This window comes from Actinomadura sp. WMMB 499, assembly GCF_008824145.1.
Lineage (GTDB): Bacteria > Actinomycetota > Actinomycetes > Streptosporangiales > Streptosporangiaceae > Spirillospora.
Window position 1 is genome coordinate 5,851,479 of the sequence record NZ_CP044407.1, and the last position, 20,767, is coordinate 5,872,245.

The 20,767-nt window shown below is 74.5% G+C and carries 19 protein-coding genes; 4 read left to right on the forward strand and 15 right to left on the reverse strand.

The genetic code is table 11. The features are described 5' to 3' along the window. Positions 1-10 precede the first annotated feature (10 nt). On the forward strand, positions 11-1,663 hold the full coding sequence (locus F7P10_RS44630) for a serine/threonine-protein kinase (RefSeq protein WP_254716030.1): 1,653 nt from the start codon (positions 11-13) through the stop codon (positions 1,661-1,663). 43 nt (positions 1,664-1,706) lie between these two features. Here F7P10_RS44630 and F7P10_RS26365 read toward each other — a convergent pair whose 3' ends face one another. The 6 genes from F7P10_RS26365 to F7P10_RS26390 form a co-directional block, all read right to left on the reverse strand. Then, complete coding sequence (locus F7P10_RS26365) at positions 1,707-2,336, reverse strand: two-component system response regulator (protein WP_151013175.1); 630 nt, start codon at positions 2,334-2,336, stop codon at positions 1,707-1,709. A gap of 115 nt (positions 2,337-2,451) precedes the next feature. Then, positions 2,452-3,117, reverse strand: coding sequence for a response regulator transcription factor (locus F7P10_RS26370; protein ID WP_151013177.1), 666 nt, complete (start codon positions 3,115-3,117; stop codon positions 2,452-2,454). After that, positions 3,114-4,421 (reverse strand): sensor histidine kinase, encoded by a 1,308-nt coding sequence (locus tag F7P10_RS26375; protein ID WP_151013179.1) that lies wholly within the window; start codon positions 4,419-4,421, stop codon positions 3,114-3,116. Before F7P10_RS26375 ends, F7P10_RS26370 begins: the two co-directional genes overlap by 4 nt. A gap of 323 nt (positions 4,422-4,744) precedes the next feature. Continuing rightward, complete coding sequence (locus tag F7P10_RS26380) at positions 4,745-5,632, reverse strand: alpha/beta fold hydrolase (RefSeq protein ID WP_151013181.1); 888 nt, start codon at positions 5,630-5,632, stop codon at positions 4,745-4,747. A 121-nt stretch (positions 5,633-5,753) separates the two neighbouring features. After that, positions 5,754-6,401: a response regulator transcription factor gene (locus F7P10_RS26385; protein WP_151013183.1), complete on the reverse strand. Its 648-nt coding sequence runs from the start codon at positions 6,399-6,401 to the stop codon at positions 5,754-5,756. Then, positions 6,398-7,168 carry a sensor histidine kinase KdpD gene (locus tag F7P10_RS26390; RefSeq protein WP_176611665.1) on the reverse strand — a complete coding sequence of 257 codons (771 nt, stop codon included), beginning with the start codon at positions 7,166-7,168 and terminating at the stop codon, positions 6,398-6,400. Before F7P10_RS26390 ends, F7P10_RS26385 begins: the two co-directional genes overlap by 4 nt. Positions 7,169-7,456: 288 nt before the next feature. On the opposite strand from F7P10_RS26390, the gene F7P10_RS26395 reads away from it, so the two are divergent. Next, positions 7,457-9,022 (forward strand): Rieske 2Fe-2S domain-containing protein, encoded by a 1,566-nt coding sequence (locus tag F7P10_RS26395; protein WP_151013187.1) that lies wholly within the window; start codon positions 7,457-7,459, stop codon positions 9,020-9,022. 140 nt (positions 9,023-9,162) lie between these two features. Then, the gene (locus tag F7P10_RS42690) at positions 9,163-9,327 is read left to right on the forward strand and encodes a hypothetical protein (protein ID WP_176611666.1); all 165 of its coding nucleotides are present in this window, start codon (positions 9,163-9,165) and stop codon (positions 9,325-9,327) included. A gap of 43 nt (positions 9,328-9,370) precedes the next feature. On the opposite strand, the gene F7P10_RS26400 is transcribed toward F7P10_RS42690, so the two are convergent. From F7P10_RS26400 to F7P10_RS26440, 9 genes are all read right to left on the reverse strand, one after another. Beyond that, entirely contained in the window at positions 9,371-10,285 is a 915-nt protein-coding gene (locus F7P10_RS26400; RefSeq protein WP_151013189.1) for a hypothetical protein, read from the reverse strand. A gap of 37 nt (positions 10,286-10,322) precedes the next feature. Further along, the gene (locus F7P10_RS26405) at positions 10,323-11,240 is read right to left on the reverse strand and encodes a sugar transferase (RefSeq protein ID WP_302851360.1); all 918 of its coding nucleotides are present in this window, start codon (positions 11,238-11,240) and stop codon (positions 10,323-10,325) included. Between the two features lie 4 nt (positions 11,241-11,244). Continuing rightward, complete coding sequence (locus F7P10_RS26410) at positions 11,245-12,579, reverse strand: lipopolysaccharide biosynthesis protein (protein ID WP_151013190.1); 1,335 nt, start codon at positions 12,577-12,579, stop codon at positions 11,245-11,247. Continuing rightward, positions 12,576-13,931 carry an O-antigen ligase gene (locus F7P10_RS26415; protein WP_151013192.1) on the reverse strand — a complete coding sequence of 452 codons (1,356 nt, stop codon included), beginning with the start codon at positions 13,929-13,931 and terminating at the stop codon, positions 12,576-12,578. The genes F7P10_RS26410 and F7P10_RS26415 overlap by 4 nt, the downstream gene beginning before the upstream one ends. After that, positions 13,928-15,151, reverse strand: coding sequence for a glycosyltransferase (locus tag F7P10_RS26420; protein ID WP_151013194.1), 1,224 nt, complete (start codon positions 15,149-15,151; stop codon positions 13,928-13,930). The genes F7P10_RS26415 and F7P10_RS26420 overlap by 4 nt, the downstream gene beginning before the upstream one ends. Beyond that, entirely contained in the window at positions 15,148-16,293 is a 1,146-nt protein-coding gene (locus F7P10_RS26425; protein WP_151013196.1) for a polysaccharide biosynthesis protein, read from the reverse strand. The genes F7P10_RS26420 and F7P10_RS26425 overlap by 4 nt, the downstream gene beginning before the upstream one ends. A gap of 2 nt (positions 16,294-16,295) precedes the next feature. Further along, positions 16,296-17,438 carry a DegT/DnrJ/EryC1/StrS aminotransferase family protein gene (locus F7P10_RS26430; protein WP_151013198.1) on the reverse strand — a complete coding sequence of 381 codons (1,143 nt, stop codon included), beginning with the start codon at positions 17,436-17,438 and terminating at the stop codon, positions 16,296-16,298. Positions 17,439-17,443: 5 nt separating this feature from the next. Then, a complete protein-coding gene (locus F7P10_RS26435) occupies positions 17,444-18,811 on the reverse strand; it encodes a hypothetical protein (RefSeq protein WP_151013200.1) in 1,368 nt (455 codons plus the stop codon). 91 nt (positions 18,812-18,902) lie between these two features. After that, positions 18,903-19,547, reverse strand: a complete 645-nt coding sequence (locus F7P10_RS26440; protein ID WP_151013202.1) for a response regulator transcription factor — start codon at positions 19,545-19,547, stop codon at positions 18,903-18,905. A 209-nt stretch (positions 19,548-19,756) separates the two neighbouring features. On the opposite strand from F7P10_RS26440, the gene galE reads away from it, so the two are divergent. Continuing rightward, on the forward strand, positions 19,757-20,761 hold the full coding sequence (gene galE / locus F7P10_RS26445) for a UDP-glucose 4-epimerase GalE (protein ID WP_151013204.1): 1,005 nt from the start codon (positions 19,757-19,759) through the stop codon (positions 20,759-20,761). The last annotated feature ends 6 nt before the right edge of the window (positions 20,762-20,767 follow it).

A 20,767-nucleotide genomic window follows, 5' to 3' on the forward strand; every position in this document is an offset into this window, starting at 1 on the left:
CCGTATCGACATGGCACAGGAACGGCTGCTCGGCAACCGCTACCGGCTCGAATCGGTGGTCGGGCGCGGCGGCATGGGCACCGTCTGGCGCGCCCATGACACGATGCTCGACCGCGCGGTCGCGGTCAAGGAGGTCGAGCTCCCGCCCGGCCTGACCGAGCCCGAACGCGCGGTCCTGTACGAGCGGACGCTGCGCGAGGCGCGGGCGTCCGCGCGGCTCAACCATCCCGGCGTCGTCACCGTGCACGACGTCGTGGAGGAGGCCGGGCGCCCCTGGATCGTGATGGAGCTGGTCACCGCCCCCTCCCTGCAGGACATGCTGGAGCGCGGCCCGGTCGGCCACCGCCGCATCGCCGAGATCGGCCTGCAGATGCTCGCCGCCCTCCGGCACGCCCACGAGAAGGGCATCCTGCACCGCGACGTCAAGCCCAGCAACGTGCTGATCACCGACATCGGACGGGTCGTCCTCACCGACTTCGGCATCGCGCAGATGGAGGGCGACTCCACCCTCACCCAGACCGGCCTCGTCATGGGCTCGCCCGCCTACATCCCGCCGGAGCGCGCGGCGGGGGAGCGCGCCGTCCCCGCCTCCGACCTGTGGGGCCTCGGCGCCACCATCTACGCGGCCGTGGAGGGCCGGTCCCCGTACGAGCGGCCGGACGCGATGGCGTCCCTGCAGGCCGCGCTGACCGAGGCCGTCCCGCCCGCCCGCAACGCCGGACCGCTCGCGCGCGTCCTCGAGGGCCTGCTGGCCCGCGAGCCCCGCGTCCGGATGACCGCCGCGCAGGCGCAGCCGCTGCTCACCCAGGTTGCGACGATGCCGGAGCCCCGGCCGCCGGCCCCGCGCCCCGCGCCCCGGCCGGCGCCCTCGCCGCCCTCGCCGCCCTCGCCGCCGTCGCCGCAGGCGCCCCCGGCGCGCTCCGGGCCGCCCGCGCGCCCGTCCGTCCCGTCCCCGCCGCGGACGCTCACGGACGAGACGGTGACCGACCGGCCGTCGAGCCGCTTCCTGCCGGGGCCCGCGCCCGGTCCCGTGCCCGCGCCGCACCCGGTGGAGGACGAGACGCGCGAGGACGCCGCCGAGACCGTCATGGACCCGCGCGTCCTCGACCCGCTCGAGGCGGAGGTCACCGAGGTCGACGACGAGCGGCGGAGCGAGCCGCGCACCCTCGTCGAGACCGAGTGGGCGCCCCCGCCGCCGCAGCCGTCGCACCGGCCGTCGCCGTCCACCTCGCAGCCGCGCCCGCCCGGACCGGGGCCCGTGTCGCCGTCGACGTCGCAGCCGCGCCCGTCCTCGCCGGGGCCGTCCTCGCCGGGGCCGTCCGTGTCGCCGTCACCGCCGCGCCCGGCGCCGCAGCCGGGACCGTCGCCGCGCCAGTCGGCGCCGCCGTGGGGCCTGCCGCAGTCGAACTGGCAGCAGCAGCCGCCCCCGGCGGTGTCGCGGCCGTCCCGCAGCACCCCGAAGGCGCGGGAGCGCCGCAAGACCGTCATCATCGTGGCCGTCGCGGCGGTGCTGGTGATCGCCGCCGTGGTCGTGGGCGCGCTCATCGTCCGCGACAGGCTGGGGACGGGCGCGCTGGATCAGGCGCGCGTGGAGCCGCCGAGCCCGTCGGCCGCCGCGCCGGCGGGCGGACCCTCCGGCGCCGTGCCCACCGTGACCGCGTAGGGCGGCCCGCCGATCGGACGGCCACGCCGCCCGCCGGGGCGGGTCAGTTGCCGGCGGAGAACGCTTTCAGCGCCAGCCGCAGCTCGGTCACGTGGTCGGCGAGGTCGTGCAGCGCCTCCGGCACCTCGGCCGCCGTCTCGTCCGGCCGCAGCCGCGCCACGTCCTCCTCGACCCGGCCGAGCCGCTCGTCCAGGGCCTCGACGAGCCGGTCGTACCGCGCCGACGTCTCCTCGCCGTCCTCGCCGAGGGTCCGCTCCAGCAGCGCCGCCTGCCGCCGCAGCTCCAGGTTGCGGCGGTGCAGCTCGATGAACACCGACACCTTGGCGCGCAGCAGCCACGGGTCGAACGGCTTGGTCAGGAAGTCGACGGCGCCCGCCGAGTAGCCGCGGAACGCCTCCTCGCCGGCGTCGCCCGCCGCGGTGAGGAAGATGATCGGGACGTCCCGGGTGCGAGCCCGGCCCTTGATGTGCGCGGCGGTCTCGAAGCCGTCCATCTCGGGCATCACGACGTCGAGCAGGATCAGCGCGAAGTCGCCGTCGAGGAGCTCCTTGAGCGCGGCCGGACCGGACGTGGCGGTCACGACCTCCACCGGCAGCGCGTCCAGCACCGCCGCGAGCGCGGTCAGGTTCTCCTCGCGGTCATCGACGGCGAGGATCCTCGTGTCGTTCGGCACCGGACTCCCTTGCTCGGTCACGGCGTCGCCGCGCGGCTCCCCCGCTTCCCATCGTGCTCGACCCACCCTGTCATGTCGGCTCCGCCGACAACAGTCAATCTCCAGGAAGGAGAATCTACGGCAGCCAGCCCGGCTTGACGATGCCGGACTCGTAGGCGAACACGACGAGCTGCGCCCGGTCGCGCGCGCCGAGCTTCACCATCGTGCGGCTGACGTGCGTCTTCGCCGTCGCGGGACTGACCACGAGGCGGGCCGCGATCTCCTCGTTCGTCAGGCCCTCGCCGACCAGGGCCATCACCTCGCGCTCCCGGTCGGTGAGCGAGTTCAGGTGCGGGGACGGGGCCGGCTCCTTGGCGCGCGCGGCGAACTCGGCGATCAGCCGCCGGGTCACGCTCGGCGACAGCAGCGCGTCCCCCGCCGCCACGGCCCGCACGGCGTGGATCAGCTCGACCGGCTCGGTGTCCTTGACCAGGAACCCGCTCGCACCGCCGCGCAGCGCCTCGAACACGTACTCGTCGAGCTCGAACGTGGTCAGGATGACGATGCGGACGCCGTCCAGCCGCTCGTCCGCGGCGATCTTCCGGGTGGCGGCGAGACCGTCCAGGCCGGGCATCCGGATGTCCATCAGGATCACGTCGGGGCGCAGCCGCCGCGCCTGCCCGACGGCCTCCTCCCCGTCGCTCGCCTCGCCCACGACCTCGATGTCGGCCTGCGCGTCCAGCAGCGCCCGGAACCCTGCCCGGACCAGGATCTGGTCATCGGCGAGCAGCACCTTGATCACCGCGCGTCCCTCCCGTCCGGCTCCTCCGGCGCGTCACGGGGGAGCGTGGCGCGGACCGCGAACCCGCCCCCCGGGCGGGCGCCCGCCTCGAACGTACCGCCTAGCGCCGCGGCGCGCTCCCGCATGCCGCGGATCCCGCTGCCCGCCGGACGATCGTCCAGCAGCGACACCCCGCGCCCGTCGTCCTCGACCCGCACCTCGATCTCCCGTTCACGGTAGGCGACGCGGACCCGCGCCGTCACCGGGCCCGGCCCCGCGTGCCGGGTCACGTTGGTGAGCGCCTCCTGGACGATCCGGAACGCGGCCAGGCTCGTCCCGGCGTGCAGCGTCCCCCGGTCGCCGGTGACCTCGGCGTCCACGGTGAGCCCGGCCGACTCGGCCCGCGCCAGCAGCTCGTCGAGCCGGTCGAGCCCGGCGGTCGGCGACCGCGGCGCCGTCTCGCCCTGCGCCCGCAGCGCCCCGATCACCGAGCGCATCTCGGTGAGCGCCTCCTTGCTCGCCTCCTTGATCGCCGCGAGCGCCGTCCGCGCCTGCCCCGGATCGTCGTCGATCAGATGCAGCGCGACCCCCGCCTGCACGTTGATCATCGAGATGTTGTGGGCCAGCACGTCGTGCAGCTCGCGCGCCATCCGCAGCCGCTCCTCGCTCGCCTGCCGCTTCTCCTCCTCGGCGCGCGTCCGCGCGGTCTCGGCGGCCCGCTGCGCGCGCATCCGCACGAGCTCCCCGCCGATCAGCACCACGAGCGCCCAGCCGATGAAGATCGTCATGCCCCCGGCCGTCGGTTCCTCCACCGGGAACGTCCGTCCGGGCTCCCCCCGCTCCGCGAGCGGGACCCCGATGACCGTGGTGAGGGCGAAGAACCCGGCCAGCCACAGCGCCGTCCCCGCCCACGCCGCCAGCCGGTGTCCCGCCATCACCGCGCCGAACGCCGCCACGCCCAGTGCCGTCGGGGCCGGCCCGTAGGTGTAGGCGCGCAGGAAGTACACGGTCGTCACGACGCCGACCGCCGCCAGCGTGAACACCGGATACCGGCGCCGGAGCAGCAGCAGCGCCGGACCGCCGGCGAGCAGCGCGAACCCGAGCGGATCGAGCGGCGTGCTGCCGATCTCCATCGAACCGTCCGCCCAGGGCGGCCCCTCCCGCGACCACGGCCCGCCCTTCCCCGCCCGCTCCGACGGCCCGTGCTGCGCCCCGATCGATCCCATGACCTGGAAGAGCGCCAGGAACAGGGGCACGACCCACACCGGCCACCCGCTCGGCCGCGGCCACTGCCCCCGAACCGGCGCGTGCGGCCGAGTGCTCATGCCTTGAACAGTAGGTCAGCCGCCGCGCACGCCACGTCGCCCACCGGGAGTCACCCCACCTACGCCCCCAGGCGTACCGGCTGCGCCCGGGTGTGCCGGGCCGGGTGTGCCGGGCCGTGCTGGGGTGTGGGCCCGCGTCCGGATGTGCCACCCCGCGCCCGGGCATGCCGGCCCGCACTCGGGTGTACCGGCCCGCCCCAGGTGTGCCGGCCCGCGCCCGGCATGAGCGCTCCCGTCTCTGTACCCGTCCACGGCCGGCACTCCGCTGCGGTGCTCACGGCCGCCCCATGGCCCGCCCGCCGGGCAGGCGGGTGCGGTCGGTGTCAGGCTTCGGCGAGGAAGGCGGTGATGGCGGCCGCGACGTCGCGGTAGCCGTCGCCGAGCCAGATCATGTGGCTGGACGCGCCACTGGTGACCAACCGGGCGTCCGGGATGGCCTCGGCCAGGGACAGGGCGTGGGAGTAGGGCACCGATCCGTCGTCGCGGGAGGCGATGACCAGGGTCGGCCGCCGGACCTCGGCCGCCGCCGCACGGCGGGCGCCGTCCGGTGCGGCCATGACGCGCACGTCGTTGCGGAAACCCGAGCCCGAGCGCATCCGGCCGAACAGCCCCAGCAGGACGTTCCGGTCGGCGTCGCCGAGCCCGGACAGCACCTCGCCCGTCGGACGGGACGTCAGGTCGGGCAGCAGCAGCCGGAGGGCGAGCCCGGGAGCGCGCCGGGCCAGCGTGCGGACGAGCGCCCAGGTGGCGGCCTCCGTGCGGGGATGGAAGGCCGCGGCGGCGGCCAGCCGGGTACGGCGATCGGGCCAGGGCGGCAGCCCGACGGCGCTCTGCAGGATGAGGCGCTCGACCAGGTCGGGGTGGCGGGCGGCCAGCGCGAGCGCGGTGGGGCCGCCCGCCGACTGGCCCACCACGGCGGCCAGCGAGCCGGTGCCGAGTTCGGCGCACAGGCCGGCGAGGACGTCCGCGAACCCGTCCGGCGTGGTGCCCGTGGTCACCGGGGTGCGGCCGTAGCCGGGCCGCGAGACGGCCAGGACCGTGCACCCGGCGTCGGCGAACACGTCCTCGCCCAGCGCGATCCCGGCGCGCATGTGGCCGCCGTGCAGCATCAGCACGGTGCGCGGCCCGCGTTCCTCGAGCCGGTACTCCACCGCCCCGGCGGCGAGGTCGAGGAGGCGGGTCGGCGGTTCGGTCGTGTGCGTGTCGGCCATCGCGGGGGTCCTGTTCGGCGGGCGTGATCTACGTCGAACCGTAGAACGGCGACGGCGTCCGCGAAGTGCCGCCCGCCCCGGTTTCCGGAGCGGGCGGCACTGCCGGGTGCGGCGGGCGGCGTCAGCCCGCGATCCACTCGCCCGTCTCGACGCTGACGAGACCGTGGCGGGCGGCTTCGATGACGGCCTCGCGCTGCGAGTGCACGCCGAGCTTGCTGAGGACGCTCTGGACGTGGCTGCGCGCGGTGCTGCGGGTGACACCCATGGCCTTCGCCAGGGCCTGGGTGGACTCGCCGCGTGCGAGGCGCGTGAGCACCTCCCTTTCGCGGGGCGTGAGGAAGCGGGCGACGCGTTCGGCGTCGCCGCGCGGGCGGGCGTCGGGGTGGCCGAGGCCCTGGTCGACGACGGTCTCGCCGGCCTCGACGCGGCGCAGGACGGCGAGGACGTCGCCGGCCTGCTGCCCCTTGTGCGCGAACCCGCGGACGCCCGCCGCGATGCCCGCGTCCAGGACCGGGCGTTCGAGGAAGCCGGTCAGCACGACGAAGCGGGTGTGCGGTGCGGCGGTGCGCAGGCGAGGCATCCACTCCAGCGCGGTGCCGGACGGGAACCGGAGGTCGATGAGGCAGACGTTCGCGTCGCCGGCGCGCAGCAGCGGGAGCGCGTCGGCGGGGGAGTAGGTCACGCCGACGACGGTGTGCCCGGCGTCGGTGAGGACGAGCGACAGCGAGTCGGCGAAGACCGCGTGGTCGTCGCAGATCAGCACTCTCATGGGTGGGGCCGCCAGTCGTCGCCGCAGGCCTCGGGGGCGGGGGCGGCGGGCAGCAGGAGGCGGACGCGGGCGCCGCCCATCTCGCAGGTGCGGATCTCGAGGCTGCCGCCGTAGCCGGAGATCAGGTCGTGCACGATGCCGAGGCCGAGGGACGCGAGCCCGCGGGACGCGGGGCCGCGGGAGCCGGCGGCGCCGAAGCCGGGCCCGTCGTCGTCGACCTGGACGGTCACCCAGCCGCGGTCGGCGGTGACGTGGACGTCGACGCGGCCGTTCGCGACGCGGCAGGCGTTGTCGAGGACGTTGCGGACGGCGCGCCAGAGGGCGACCGGGTCCATGCAGGCCCACGCCTCGTCGCCGGTGAAGCAGACCTCGTGCGCGGTGGACAGCTTGATCCCGGTGACGACCTCGGCGGCGAGTTCGTCGACGCGGACGCGCTCGGGGCCGGGGAGGTGGTCGTCGTCGTCGCCGTCGAGCCGGCGCAGGAGGTGGTCGAGCCAGCGGGTCTCGCCGAGCAGCTGCTCGACGCGGGCGCGGCTGGCCGCGCCGATGTCGTCGGCCACGGCGACGGCCGAGGCCAGCATGATGATCGTCCCCAGTTCGTGCCGGATGTCGTGCCGCAGGCGCCGCCGCCACAGCGCGTCGCCGCCGATTCCCTCGCTCCCGATCCCCTCCCCGCCGGACGCCGCCGCGTGCGGGCGCGCGGCGCGGGAGGCGAACTCCCGTACCTGCGCGCCGGTGAGCGTGGCGACGCCCGCGGGCGCGTCCATCGGAATTGCCCGAGACCGCCCGTCGTTCATGAAGGACCCCCGTCCGTTATCACCAGCACCGTATCGACGGTCACCCGGTGTACGCGTGGTGTCCAGTAATTTGGCCGCAACCGTCCTGTACCTGACCGGTAGTGGTCATACACATCTGCTGGTAAACGCGGGACATTGAGTCGGCGTCTCAGACAGGATTGTCGGTTACCTCTCTGGCATTTCCGTCATGCCTACGGCGTAGCCGCATTGCGCATTACGCCGGGTGCGGGGCGGCGGCCGGGGAGGGACAGTCGCGGTATGCCGACGGTCACTTTTCTCGGACATGCGGGCGTGTCGCTGGACGCCCGGGCGTTCCGCCTGCTCGCGGACCCCTGGCTCGCGCCGACGGGGGCGTTTCTCGGAGCCTGGCACCAGTATCCGAGAAACGATCATCTGGACGCCGACCGGTTGCTGGACGCCGACTGGCTCGCGGTCTCGCACGAACACCTAGATCATTTCGACCCGTGGGTCATCGGCCGGCTGCCGGCCCGGACCCGAATCCTCATTCCGCGCTACCCGGGTCCGGCGTTCCGCGAACGGATGGCGGCGGTCGCGGGGGACCGGCCGGTAATCGAGATAGAGCCCTGGGAGAAATTTCCACTTGACTCGCACGGGTCCTGGATGACCGTGATTCCGGAACTATCACCGATGTGTCATGACGCCGCTTTCCTGTTCGTCGCGGACGGTCGGTCGGTGCTGCACGGCAACGACGCGCGGCTCACCGCGGCGCAGGCGCGCCGCGCGAAGCACCTGGCGGGGGACCGGCTGGACGTCATGGCGCTGCAGGCGTCCGGTGCGTCCTGGCACCCGATCTGCTACGAGTACCCGGCCGCCGAGATGGCCGAGGTCTCGATGAGCAAGCGGACGTCGAAACTGCGGTCGGTGCAGCGGCTCGTCCGGCAGACCGCGCCCGAGCTGGCGGTGCCGTTCGCGGGCCCGCCCTGCTTCCTGGACGCCGAGGTGGCGCGGCTGAACTGGGTGCTGAACCAGAAGGACGGCGCGTTCTGCGACCCCGAGGCCGCGACCGACTGGCTGCGCGAGCACCTGCCCGCGCAGCGCTTCGACCACTTCAAGCCGGGCGACTCCCTCGATCTGGACACCGGCGCGACCGTCCGGGACCCGGTGTCGGCGGAGTTCTCCTTCGCCGACGCGGCCCGCGCCGAGTACCTGGAGCGGTACGCGGCCGACCGCGCCCCGCACATCGCGCGGGTGTTCGCCGAGAACCCCGAGCCGGCCCCCGGCCTGTTCGACCGGTTCGCCGCGCACTTCACATACCTCGGCGGGCTCAGCGACTACTTCCTGGAGCAGATCGCGATGGTGGTCCGCTTCGAGGTCACCGGCCCGAACGGCGGGACGTGGGACGTGGGGCTGTCACCGGACGGGGTGTCGGTCGGGCACGCGCGGCCCGAGGTGCGCCCGCACTACCGGATCACGACCGAGGGCCGCTGGGTCGAGGCCGTCCTGTCCGGCCGGATGGCGTGGGAGGACCTGCTGATCTCGTTCCGGCTCAGCCTGTACCGGGACCCGGACGTCTACAACGACCATCTCGTCGGGCTGCTCAAGCACGCGAACGCGCCCGCGCTGCAGGCCGTCGAGGAGTACGAGACGGGACGCGACTGGAGCGAGCGGATCACCGTCGACTGGGACGGGGGCCGCTACGACATCCCCCGCTACTGCCCGCACGCGGGCGAGGACCTGGCCGTCGGCGCGATCGTACGGAACGGGCTGGTGCACTGCCTCGCGCACAACTTCGCGTTCGACCTGGCGACGGGGGTGTGCGTCAACGCCCGCGCCGCGAACCTGACCAGCCGCCGCATCGGGTGACGGCCCGCGCGCCCCGGACCGGACCCCTTCCGTCCCGGGGCGCGCGCCGGCGCCGGGCCCGGATGCTCACGCGCGTGAGCATCCGGGCCCGGCATTTCCACTATCGTGGTGCTTTTGGTGATCGTTTGGGGGTTGGTAGGGTGCGCGGTTCGAACCGCACCAGGCTCGGCCTGCTCGTCGTCGGGTTCGTGGTCGTCATCGGCCTGCTGGAGTGGGCGGCGGTGACGCTCGGCTCGGTCGAGGTTCCGCTGCCGAGCAACGCGCCCGAGGGCGCCACCAACGGCGCCGCGGAGGCGGCCCCGTAGGCGGACCCGCGGGAGGACCCGTAGGCGGAGCCGCGGGCGGGCGTCACGGACGCCGGGTGTTGCGGGCCTCGATGATGCTCTGCAGGTCGGGATGGTCGCCGCCGGACGCGTCCGCGAGCGTGGGGCACGCCCACTCGTCCTGCTTCCCCCACGTGTAGGTGACCTCCAGTCGGGGGGCGGGGACGAGCCGGTCCCAGCGGCGGAGCAGGGCGCGGAACTGGTCCTCGGTCGGCAGCCAGTACTGCTTGTCGCCGGACGAGCACTCCTGCCCGAACGCCTGGAGGACGGGCGCGACGCGCTCCCGTTCGATGCCCGCCCGGTCCGCCATCCGGACCATCCGGTCGATCGCCCCGATGTCGCACTTCTCCTTCGGCTCGACCGCGCCCCGGCACGGGTACGGGTCGAGGCCCACGATGTCGACGTTCACCTTCCGCGGCGTCACCGGCCCCATCGGCCAGTCGGTGAGCGAGATGAACGAGACCTGCCCCGGCGCGTGCCGCTCGAGGAAGTCGGCGCGGCGCTCGATCTCGCGGGCGATCTCCGGGCACTCGCTCGTGTTCGGCTCGTCCGACAGGTACCAGCCGTAGACGCGCGGGTCGCGCCCGTACGTCCGGACGGCCTGGGCGAACGCGTCGAAGTCGAGCGTGAAGTCGTCGCAGTGGAAGTTGCCGACCCACATCATCGCCTGCATGCCGTGCGGTATCCCCGCGACGAGCGACGGGTCCGGGCGGATGTCCACCAGGTCGTAGCCGAGCCGCCGCAGCCTCGGGTAGTCGGCGGGTTCGGTGTTCAGCGCGATGCGGCGGGTCGGGTCCGGGTCGGCCGGGGAGGTGCCGGGCGTCGCGGGCGGCCCCGTGTACGGTTCGTACCGGTCCATCGCGCGCACCGCCGCGAGCAGCCCGGCCGTCGCGAGCGCGACCGCCGCGACGGCAGCCCCGATCTTGTACCGCACGTCCATCCGATCTCCCCCGAGACGATGTCGGCGGGCCGGCCGGTCACGCGGCCGGACCCGGTTCTTCCACCGGCCGCGCGGGCTCCGCGACCGGCCCCGCGGGCTCCGCCACCGGCCCCGCGGGCTCTGCCACCGGCCTCGCGGGCTCTGCGACCGGCTCCACAGGCGCCCGGCCGCCGGTCGCCGTGCCCTCGGCCGTCCGGTCGTCCGGCGGGGCCGCCGCGAGCGGCCGGGACGGCTCGTTCGCCGGGACCTCCTCGACGGCGCCGTCCGCGCGGACCTGCAGCGGCGGCAGCGTGAACCCGAGGATGTGCCGGACCGTGTCCCACAGCGCCCGGAACGTCGCCCGCATCGACGGGTCCCGCAGGTAGACGGCGTCGACCGCGACCCGCGCGGGCACGATCCTGCGGATGTAGCCGACGAGGTCGACCTCCTCACCGGGCGGCAGCACGTCGAAGTCGCGGAACCGGACCTCCGACAGGCCGGTCAGCCCCGGCCGGTGGTCGAAGATCCACCGGCAGTGCCCGTCGTAGTGCACGGCGAGGTCGTAGGTCTCCGGGCGCGGCCCGACCAGCGTCATCTGCCCGCGCAGGACGTTCGCGAGCTGCGGCAGCTCGTCCAGCGACCACTGCCGCAGCAGCTTGCCGACGCGGGTCAGCCGCGGGTCGCACGTCGCGGTCACGGTGAGGCCGCCGACACCCTGCCGCATCGTCCGGAACTTGTACATGGTGAACGGCCGCCCGCCCTGCCCGACGCGGGTCTGCCGGAACACGCCCGGCCCCTTGCTCGTCAGCCGGACGAGCAGGTAGATCAGCAGCAGCGGGACGCTGAGCAGCGCCAGCCCGGCGAGGGCGCCCGCGACGTCCAGCACCCGGCGGGGCCGGGACGGCGCGACGCCGTCGGACGGGTCGACCGGCCGGCTCTCGAGCTCGGCGCGGTCCTCGGTGCTTTCCTCGGACATGGGATCACCCCTTCTCCCCGGCCGCCCGCCCGTCCCGGGCGTCGAGATTCCTGACGTGCCGGAACCAGAGCAGCAGCGCGGCGGTGGTGGCGACGAACGAGAGGGACGTGGCGATCGCGGCGCCCGTCGCCCCGTGCGACGGGATCAGCAGCACCCCGAGCAGCACGACGACGAGCAGGCCGATGCCCTGCCCGGTGGACGCGGCGCCGGGCCGTCCGACCCCGTACAGGTAGGCCATGACCAGGCCGGTCACGCCGAACGTGACGACGCCCGCGAGGCGGATGTAGGTGGGGACCACCGCGTCGTCGAACACGTCGCCGAACACCCACGGCAGCGCCGTCCCCGCGATCAGCGCGAGCGGCAGCGCGGCCAGCGCGGACACGCCGAGCGCGGGCAGGATGAGGCGGGCGGTCCGCCGGGTGGCGGTCGCCCGGTCGTCCTTGGCGAAGTCGGGATAGAGGACGTAGTTGACGGCGAGCCCGGGAAGCTGCACCAGTTCGGCGAACTTGCTCGCGACCGTGTAGACGCCGAGGACGCTCGGCCCGGCGATGGCGCCGAGCAGCGCCATGTCGAACCGGAGCTGCAGCAGGTCGATGAGCTGCCCGACGTACCCGCGCAGCCCGAACCCGGCGATGCGGCGGCCGAGCCGCGCGTCCGGGCGTCCCCAGCCGCGGAAGAACCCGCCGCGGGCGAGCCGCCGGACGATCCACGCGGCGGCGGCGACGTCGGCCAGCACCAGCCCGGTGATCAGCGCGCCCGGCCCGTACCAGCCGATCAGGATGACCAGGTAGATCGGCAGGAAGACGAACTCCTCGACGGCGATGGCGAGGCTGGCGCCGGCCTGGTCGCCGGTGCCCTGCAGCAGGCCCTTGCCGACCGACACGAACGTCTGCGTGAACGCGGGCGCGGCGGCGACGAGCGTGATCCAGAACCCGAACGGCTGGAGGAACACCAGGTGGATCGCCGGGCTGAGGACGAGCCAGCCGGCGCCCGCGACGACCGCGCCGAGCACCGTCAGCGCGGCGAGCGTCGGCCGGACGCGGCGCTGGTCCTCGGCGTCGCGGGCGAGGAAGTACGGTGCGGCGCCCGGCAGGCCCGCCGAGGACAGCTGGCACAGCAGCCCCGGCAGGATCCGGACGAGCGTGAACGCGCCGACGAGCGCGGGGCCGCCGATCCGCGCGACCATGATCGTGGCGATGCCGAGCGAGGCGAGCGCACCGACCCGTCCGGCCATGTTGCCCGCGACGAGCGCGACGAGCCGCCGCCGCAGCCGTCCGCCGTCCGGCGCGTCCCCCGGTTCGGGCGGGACGGCCGGTTCGGGCTTGCGGGTGTCGGTCATCGGCCGCCCCCGGCCTCGGCCTCGGTGAGCGGACGGTCGGCGGCGCCGCGCCGCCCGAACAGGTGCAGGGCCGCGATCAGCCCGAAGATCGCCCAGCCGTGCCGGTAGTGCAGCGTCTCGTAGAACATCCCGGAGATCAGGAAGACGGCGACGAGCGCGCCGAACATCTCCGGGCGCGGGACGATCCGGGCGTACTCGCCGGTCAGCGCGCCGCGCCGCGCGATCCGCGTGCAGGTCAGCAGCAGCGCGAACACCAGCACGATCAGCGCGACGCCGCCGAGGAAGCCGCGTTCGAGCGTCGAGGCGATGTAGTCGTTGTGCGCCTCGCGCACGTACGTCTCCTGCCGGTCCATCATCGCGTTGACGGTCTCGCCGGGCCCGATGCCCCACGGGTGCGGCTGCTCGGCGATCATCTCGCCGGTCGTGGTGAACACGGTGCTGCGCGTCGCGGTGCTCGAGTCGGTCGTCCGGCCGATCGAGTCGCGCAGCACCGGGTGGATCGCGCTGATCCGGTCCAGGTACGGCTGGACGTCGACGGTCGTGACGGCCAGGACGCCGCCGCCCGCGACGACACCGGCGAGGCAGGCGGTCGCGACGGCCCGGTACGTGCGGCCCTCGCGGAACAGCCGGAACAGGTGCCCGAGGACGAGCGCGACGAGCAGCGACAGCAGCCCGCCGTTGGAGCCGGTGAGCAGCTCGGCGACCAGCAGGATCCCCAGCACCGCGTACCGCTTCCACGGCGCGTGCGGCGTCCGCGTGGCCCGGACGATGAAGAAGACGCAGATGAACCAGTTCGACGCGTAGTTCGCGTCGCCGAACGTGAACATGGCGCGCATGCCGTCCGGCTGCTTGCCCGACATCGCGTCGATGCCGAGCACGAACCCGGCGATCAGCACGACGGCGTAGAGCGTCCCGAAGCCGACGAACGAGCGGACGGCGACGCGCAGCAGCCGCGGGTCGCGGCACAGGTTCGCGACGCACACGCCCCAGAACAGGACGAACAGGTCCTTCGCGAGGGTGAGCAGCCCGGCCTGGTTGACGTACGCGGCGATGCCGCCCGCGATGATCGTCAGCAGCGTCGGCAGCAGGAACGGCCACCGCACCGGCACCTTCCGCTTGCCCGCCCACAGCAGCGTCGCGACCGTCAGGACGACGAGCACGAGGTCGGGCAGCCCGGTGTTGCCGGGGCCCGGCGGCAGCCCCGCCGGCATCAGCATCGGCAGCGACGCGATCCCGAGGGACAGCAGCACCGCCTCCGGCCGCCACCGGTTCCGCAGCGGCGCACGGCCCTGCCCGCCGGGGGCGCCGTCCGGCGCCGCCCGTACCGGCGGCCGATCGGTGATCGTGGTCATGGGCGCCGCGAGCTCCCTCGGTAGGTCTCGTCCAGCACGGTCCCGAGATGGGCGGGGGAGAACCAGTCGCCGACCCGGTCGCGGGCCCGCGCCGCCATCCGCGCGGCGGCGACCGGATCGTCCAGCAGCGCCGCGATCGCCGCCGCGAGCCCGGCCGGGTCCTCCGGCCGGACGAGCATCCCGGTCTCCCCGGCGAGCACGAGGTCCTGGTTGGACGGGACGGCCGTGGCGACCAGCGGGATCCCCGCGCCGATCGCCTCGACCAGCACGCACGGCAGCCCCTCCCACCGGGACGCCATCGCCATCGCGTCGAACGCGGGCAGCACCCCCGCGACGTCGTCGCGGTGCCCGAGCCAGCGCATCCGCCCGCCGATCCCGAGCCGCTCGGTCAGCCGCTCCAGCTCGCCGGCCATCGGCCCGCCGCCGACCCACAGCCCGAACACGTCGTCCGGCAGCCGCGCGATCGCCTTCGCGAAGATCTCCGGGCCCTTCTGGAACGTCAGCCGCCCCACCGACCCGACGACCTTCACCCCGAGCGGCAGGTCCAGCCGCCGCCGCGCCTGCGCCCGCGAGCCCGGCGCCGCCGCGTACGCCGCGACGTCCACCGCGGGCCACGACAGCCGCACCCGTTCCGGCGTCGTGAGCCCCAGCCGCAGCGCGGTCGTCACCGTCTCGGACCCGATCGCGAGGAACGCGTCCGTCCGCTTCGCCGCGACGCGCTCCAGACCTATATACGCGCGGCGCCGCGCCCACGACTGGAACTCGTTGAACGGGAACCCGTGCCAGGTGTGGACGATGCGCGGCACGCCCGCCCGCGCCGCCGCGACCCGCCCGATCACGCCGCCCTTCGCGCTGTGCGTGTGGACGACGTCGAAGCGGCCGTCGCGCAGCACCGTCTCCAGCGTCCGCAGCGCCGCCAGGTCGTCGCGCGGCGAGATCTGCGGGACGAGCGGCCCCACCTGCACGATCTCCATCCCCGCACCGTGCGCGCGCGGGGTCAGGTCGCCGGCCGCCGCGTTCGCGACCGCCGCGTCCCCGTGCAGCACCGGCTCGCGCCCGCCGCCGGACGCCCGGCTGTCGATGCCGACGCCGCCGGTGACGATCGCGCGCTCGTAGTCGCCGTCCGGCAGCGCCAGCATCCCGTTCAGGGCGACCTGCCCGGCGCCCCCGTTGAACCGCGTGATCACCGTGGCCACGCGCAGCTTCCGATCAGAACTCACGGGCACCTCACAGCCGAGGAGGGTCGGTACTCCGGCAGCAGCCGCCGCAGCAGCCGCCGCACGCGGCGGGCGTCGCCCGCGCCCGCCGCCGCCTCCAGCGCGTCCAGCAGGGCGGGAAGCCCGGCCGGAGGCGGGGCCGGCCGGGTCGCCCAGATCTTCGGATGGACGGTGCGGATCCGGCGCTCGGAGTCGGCGAACGCCTTCTCCGCGAGCTGCTCGCCGGGGCCGAGGCCGCTGAACCGGATCGTCACCTCCGGCAGCCGCAGCTGCTCGGCGTACCGGTGCACCAGGTCCACGACCGGGACGGGACGGCCGACGTCCAGCGCGAACGTCTCCGCCTCCTCCGCGAGCGCGGCCGCCTCCAGCAGCAGCCCCGCCGCCTCCTCCACCGTCATGAAGTGCCGCGTCGCCGCCGGATGCGGGACGGTCACCGCCTCGCCCGCCGAGATCCGCCGGGCCAGCCGGCTCAGCGGCGGCCCGGCGCCGAGGACGCTGCCGACGCGGACCGCCGCGAAGCACGTCGGGCCGCCCGTCGCCGCGTGCGGCAGCAGCTCGGCGAGCCGCAGCGTCGCGCCCAGCACCGACGCCGGGTCCGCCGCCAGCTCCGACGACACCAGCACCAGCCGCTCCACCCCGTGCCGGACGGCGCTGTCGACCGCGTGCCGGGTGCCGAGGACGTTCTGCGCGACGCCCCCGCACGGGTCCCGCTCGACCGCCGCGAGGTCCCGCCGCCCGGCCGTGTGGAACAGCAGTTCCGGGCGCGCCATCGCCACGACCCGGTCGACGCGGGCCGCGTCCCGCACGTCGGCCCGCGCGATCGTCACCGTCCCGTCCGGCAGCCCGGCGAACTCGCGGCCGAGCCGCTCCAGCCCGCCGCCGTCGACGTCGACCAGGCACAGCGCGGCCGGTTCGTACCGCCCGACCCGCCTGCACAGCGCCGCCCCGACCGTCCCGCACGCCCCGGTCACCAGCACCCGCCGGCCCCGCACGAGCCGCCGCCCGCGCGGGCCCGCCAGCGCGACCTCGTCCCGTCCGAGCAGCAGCGCCATCGGGCCGGCCGGTTCCGGGACGGCGGCCGGTCCGGGTGCGGCGGTCCCGGCCGGGCGGGGGGCCGGACGGCGGCGCGGCAGGAAGCGACGCACGGTCAGCCCCGGGCCCGCAGCGCCTCGGTCAGCGCCGACACCACCCGATCCACCTGGTCGGCCGTCAGCCCCGGGTACAGCGGCAGCGACAGCAGCTCCCCCGAGATCCGCTCGGTCACCGGCACCGACGCGCACTCGGCCGCGCCCAGGATCTCCTGGTACGCGGTCATCTGGTGCGCCGGGATGAAGTGGACGGACGTCGCGACGCCCGCCTCCTCCAGTTCGTGGCTCACCGCGTCCCGGTCCGGCACCCGCACCTGGTAGAGGTGCCACGCGTGCGTGATCCCGCCGAGGTCCCGCTGCGGCAGCACCAGCCCCGGCAGCCCGGCCAGGGCCTCGTCGTAGCCGGCGACGATCTCCGCGCGGCGCCGCTGCCAGCCCGGCAGCGCGGCGAGCTGCGCCCGCCCGATCGCCGCCTGGACGTCGGTCATGTTCGCCTTCAGCCCGACCGTCTTCACGTCGTAGCGCCAGCTGCCGCCCGGCAGGTACCGGCGCCAGGAGTCCTTGCTCATCCCGTGCAGCCGCATCGCCCGCACCCGGTCGGCGAACTCCTGGTCGTTCGACGCGACCGCGCCGCCCTCCCCGATCGGCATGTTCTTCGTCGCGTAGAACGAGAAGCACGCCGCGAACGACTCCGAACCGACCGGCGCGCCGTCCCGCGCCGCGCCCGGACCGTGCGCCGCGTCCTCGACGATCCGCGCCCGGTCGAGGCCCGCCGCCTCGGCGAGCGCCGGGACGTCCACGGGGTAGCCGCCCTGGTTCTGGACGATCATCGCCGCCGCGTCCACCCGCCCCGCCGCCGCCGCGACCGTCCGGGGGCTCGGGACGAGCGTGTCCTCGTCCACGTCGACCAGCACCGGACGGTGCCCCGCGTGCAGGATCGCGTTGATCGCGCCGCAGAACGTCAGGCTCGGGGTCAGCACCGCCGAGCCCGGCGGCAGCCCGAGCGCGCGCAGCGACAGCTCCAGCCCGCTCGTGCACGACGCCACCGCGACCACGTGCGCGGCGCCCAGGTAGTCGGCGAACTCCTGCTCGAACTGGCCCGTCTGCGGACCGGTGGTGATCCACCCCGAGTCCAGGACCTTGACGACGGCGTCGGAGACCTCTCCGGCCAGCGACGGAACGGTGAAGGGAACGGAACCCATCAGCACTACCCCTTGATCTTCCGGATACCGACGACCCCGAGCAGCGGCCAGCCGGACGCCGCCACCAGGTCACGAACCGTCTCCAGCCCCGACACCGCCGTGACCGGACCGACCACCACGACCACACCGGCGCCGGCGTCCGCCCCGGGGTCGACGTCCTTGAACGCGTGCACGTGGCACGGCTCCCGCGACGGCACCGGCGTCCGCTTGCGCTGCGCGACCTCGCTCGGCTTCTTCGCCATCACCGCCGTGCCCGCCCGCACCACCGACGTGCTCGTCTTCGGCTCGGCGGGCCCGGTGCTGTTCACCGACGGCCCGTCGCCCTCGCCGTCCGGCCCGTCCGGCTTCGTCCCGTCCGGCTTCGGCTCGTCCAGCCGGGCCTCCTGCGGCGCGACGAGCTTCGTCTCGTCCCCGTACACCGCCGACGCCACCGTCGACACCAGCTCGGCGGGCAGCGGGCCGGGCGCCCCGACGAGCGTGATCTGCCCGACGCCCTCCCGCCGGGCCGCCAGCCGCGTGCGCCGGCCGAGATCCGCCAGCTCCCGCGGCCCGCGATCGGCCCAGCCCAGCAGCGGGACGCCCAGCCGCCGCGCCACCCGGCGCTGCCCCGGAACCGTCGGCCGCAGCATCTCCGACACCACCGCGATCAGGATCGCCAGCACCAGCCCGACCAGCCCCGCGATCGCCGCGAGCATCACCATCGGGTTCGACTCCGGCGCCAGCACCGCCGGCTGCACCACCGACGCCGACCCCGCCGACGTCAGCTCCGACGTCAGCTCCGCCCGGCTCGACCGCAGGTCCGTCAGCTCCGCCTGGACGCGCTCCCGCTCGTTCATCGCCCCGACGTCGGGCACCGGCCCGGACGCCTCCCGCGCCAGCGGGGCCAGCTCCTTCTCCAGATCCCGGATCCGCTCGTTGATCTCGTCGATCCGCTCGTTCAGCGCGCCCCGGTTCGACTGGTTGATCTGACCGACCACCGCGCCGCCGATCGCGTCCGCCAGCTTCCGCGCCGTCTCCGGCTCGGCGTCCTCCACCGCCAGCTCGACGATCGTCGCCGTGCCGAGACCCGTCACCTCGATCTTCTTCGCGAGCTCCGTCGGCGACCGGTCGATCTTCTGCTGCTTCAGCACGCCGGTGAGCAGGTTCCGGCTCGTCGCGTACGCGCTGACCTGGCTCACCACGATGCTGACACCGGCGTCCCCGACGGCCGCGTCGGTCACGCTGCCGCTCGCCTCGATCCGGGTCTGCGCGACCGCGGGCGCCTCCCGCCCGCTCATCACGAACCCCACGACCAGCACCGGGGCAACCGTCAGGACCAGCAGCAGCGCCCAGTAGCGGCGACCCAGCCGCGCGGCGACTTCGTCGAGTTCCACGATCTTCCCTCCGCCTTCGTCAGGCCGAGCGTAAGAACGCAGTAACCGCGCGAAATCGCCCAAAAGACGACCCCGGCCTACGCCGTTTGCATCAGTCCCGCGGCCGCATCCCCGCCCGCATCGCGAGCGTGATCGCCTCCAGCGCCGAATGCATCCCGAGCTTGGCCAGCAGATTCTGCGTGTGCGTCCGCACCGTGTTGGCCGACAGCCCCAGCCGCTCCGCGATCTCCGCGCGGCCCAGGCCGTCCACCATGCACTGCAGGACCTCCCGCTCCCGCGGCGTCAGCTCCGGCAGCCGCTCCTCGTCGCCGTCGGCCGTCAGCCGGCGCAGCACCTCGCCCAGCAGCTCCGGCGGGATCCACCCGCCCTTCCGCGCCGCCGACCGGATCACCCGCGCCACCAGCTCCGCGCTCTCGGTCTTCGACAGCCACCCCACCGCGCCCCGCCGCACCGCCTGCACCAGCACGTCCAGCTCGCTCATCGCCGTCAGCACCACCACCCGCACGTCCGGCTCCGACTCCCGCAGCCGGTCCAGCACGTCCAGGCCGCTCTCCGCGCCGAGCGTCATGTCGAGCACCACGACCTGCGGACGTTCCGTCGCGGTGAGCGCCAGCGCCCGCCGCGCGTCGGACGCGATCGGCAGGATCACCAGGTCGGGCTCCCGGCCCAGCCGGGCGGCGAGGGCCTCGGCGAACAGCGTGTGGTCGTCCACGATGAGGACGCGGATGGGTCGCATCCCCCGACCATGCCGCTTTCACCGGCCGTCCGGATCCTGCAAACGCTGTACGCCGGGCCGTCTCGCGCGACCGGAACAGGAACCGTGCGCGGACGCCCCGCGAAGCCCGGCGGTTCACGCCCGTCCGAACTCGGACACCGGCGTTGACCGTCTCCGTAACCCTGCGGATTCTGTGCGTGTCCAGGCACTTGGCTTCAGGGGAATGCCATATGAAAGTCCTGATCACCGGGGGAGCCGGCTTCATCGGCAGCACCATCGCGTCCGTCTTCGCCGAGCACGGCGTGACGCCCGTGGTGCTCGACAGCCTCGTCACGGGCCGGCCCGAGTTCACCGAGGGAAAGATCTTCTACCAGGGCGACATCGGCGACGGCGACCTGATCGACACGATCTTCCGCGACCACGCCGACATCATCGCCACCGTGCACTGCGCGGCGCTCATCGTCGTCCCCGACTCCATGCGGGACCCGCAGCGCTACTACCGCGTCAACCTCGCCAAGACCCTCGACCTCGCGGGCCACCTCGTCCGCAACGGCGCCGACCGGATGATCTTCGCGTCGACCGCCGGGATGTACCGCCCCGAACCCGACCTGTCGGTCGCCGAGACCTCGGCCCTCGAACCCCAGAACCCCTACACCCGCTCCAAGATGATGGCCGAACTGCTCCTGCAGGACCTCTGCCGGGCCCACCGCCTCCGCGTCATCTCGCTGCGCTACCTCAACCCCATCGGCGCCGACCCCCAGCTGCGCTCCGGCCTGCAGAGCAGCAAGCCCACGCACGCCCTCGGCAAGATGATCGAGTGCTACGAGCAGGACGCCCCGTTCCAGATCACGGGCGTCGACTGGGACACCCGCGACGGCACCGCCATCCGCGACTACATCCACGTGTGGGACATCGCCCGCGCCTTCCACGAGGCCGCGACCCGCTTCGACTCGGTCATCCCGCCCCTGTCCGACCACCCCGGCTACGAGGTGATCAACCTCGGCACCGGCGACGGCACGACCGTCCGCGAACTCGTCACCGCCTTCCGCGAGGTCGTCGGTGACGCCTTCCGGGCCGAGGACGCGCCCGCCCGACCGGGCGACGTCGTCGGCGCGTTCGTCCGTCCGGACAAAGCCTGGGACCTGCTCCGCTGGAAGCCCGAGTACACGATCGAGGACGCCATCCGGCACTCCCTCAAGTGGTCCGAACACCGCCGCGCCCTCGCCGGTTCGTGAGCCGCC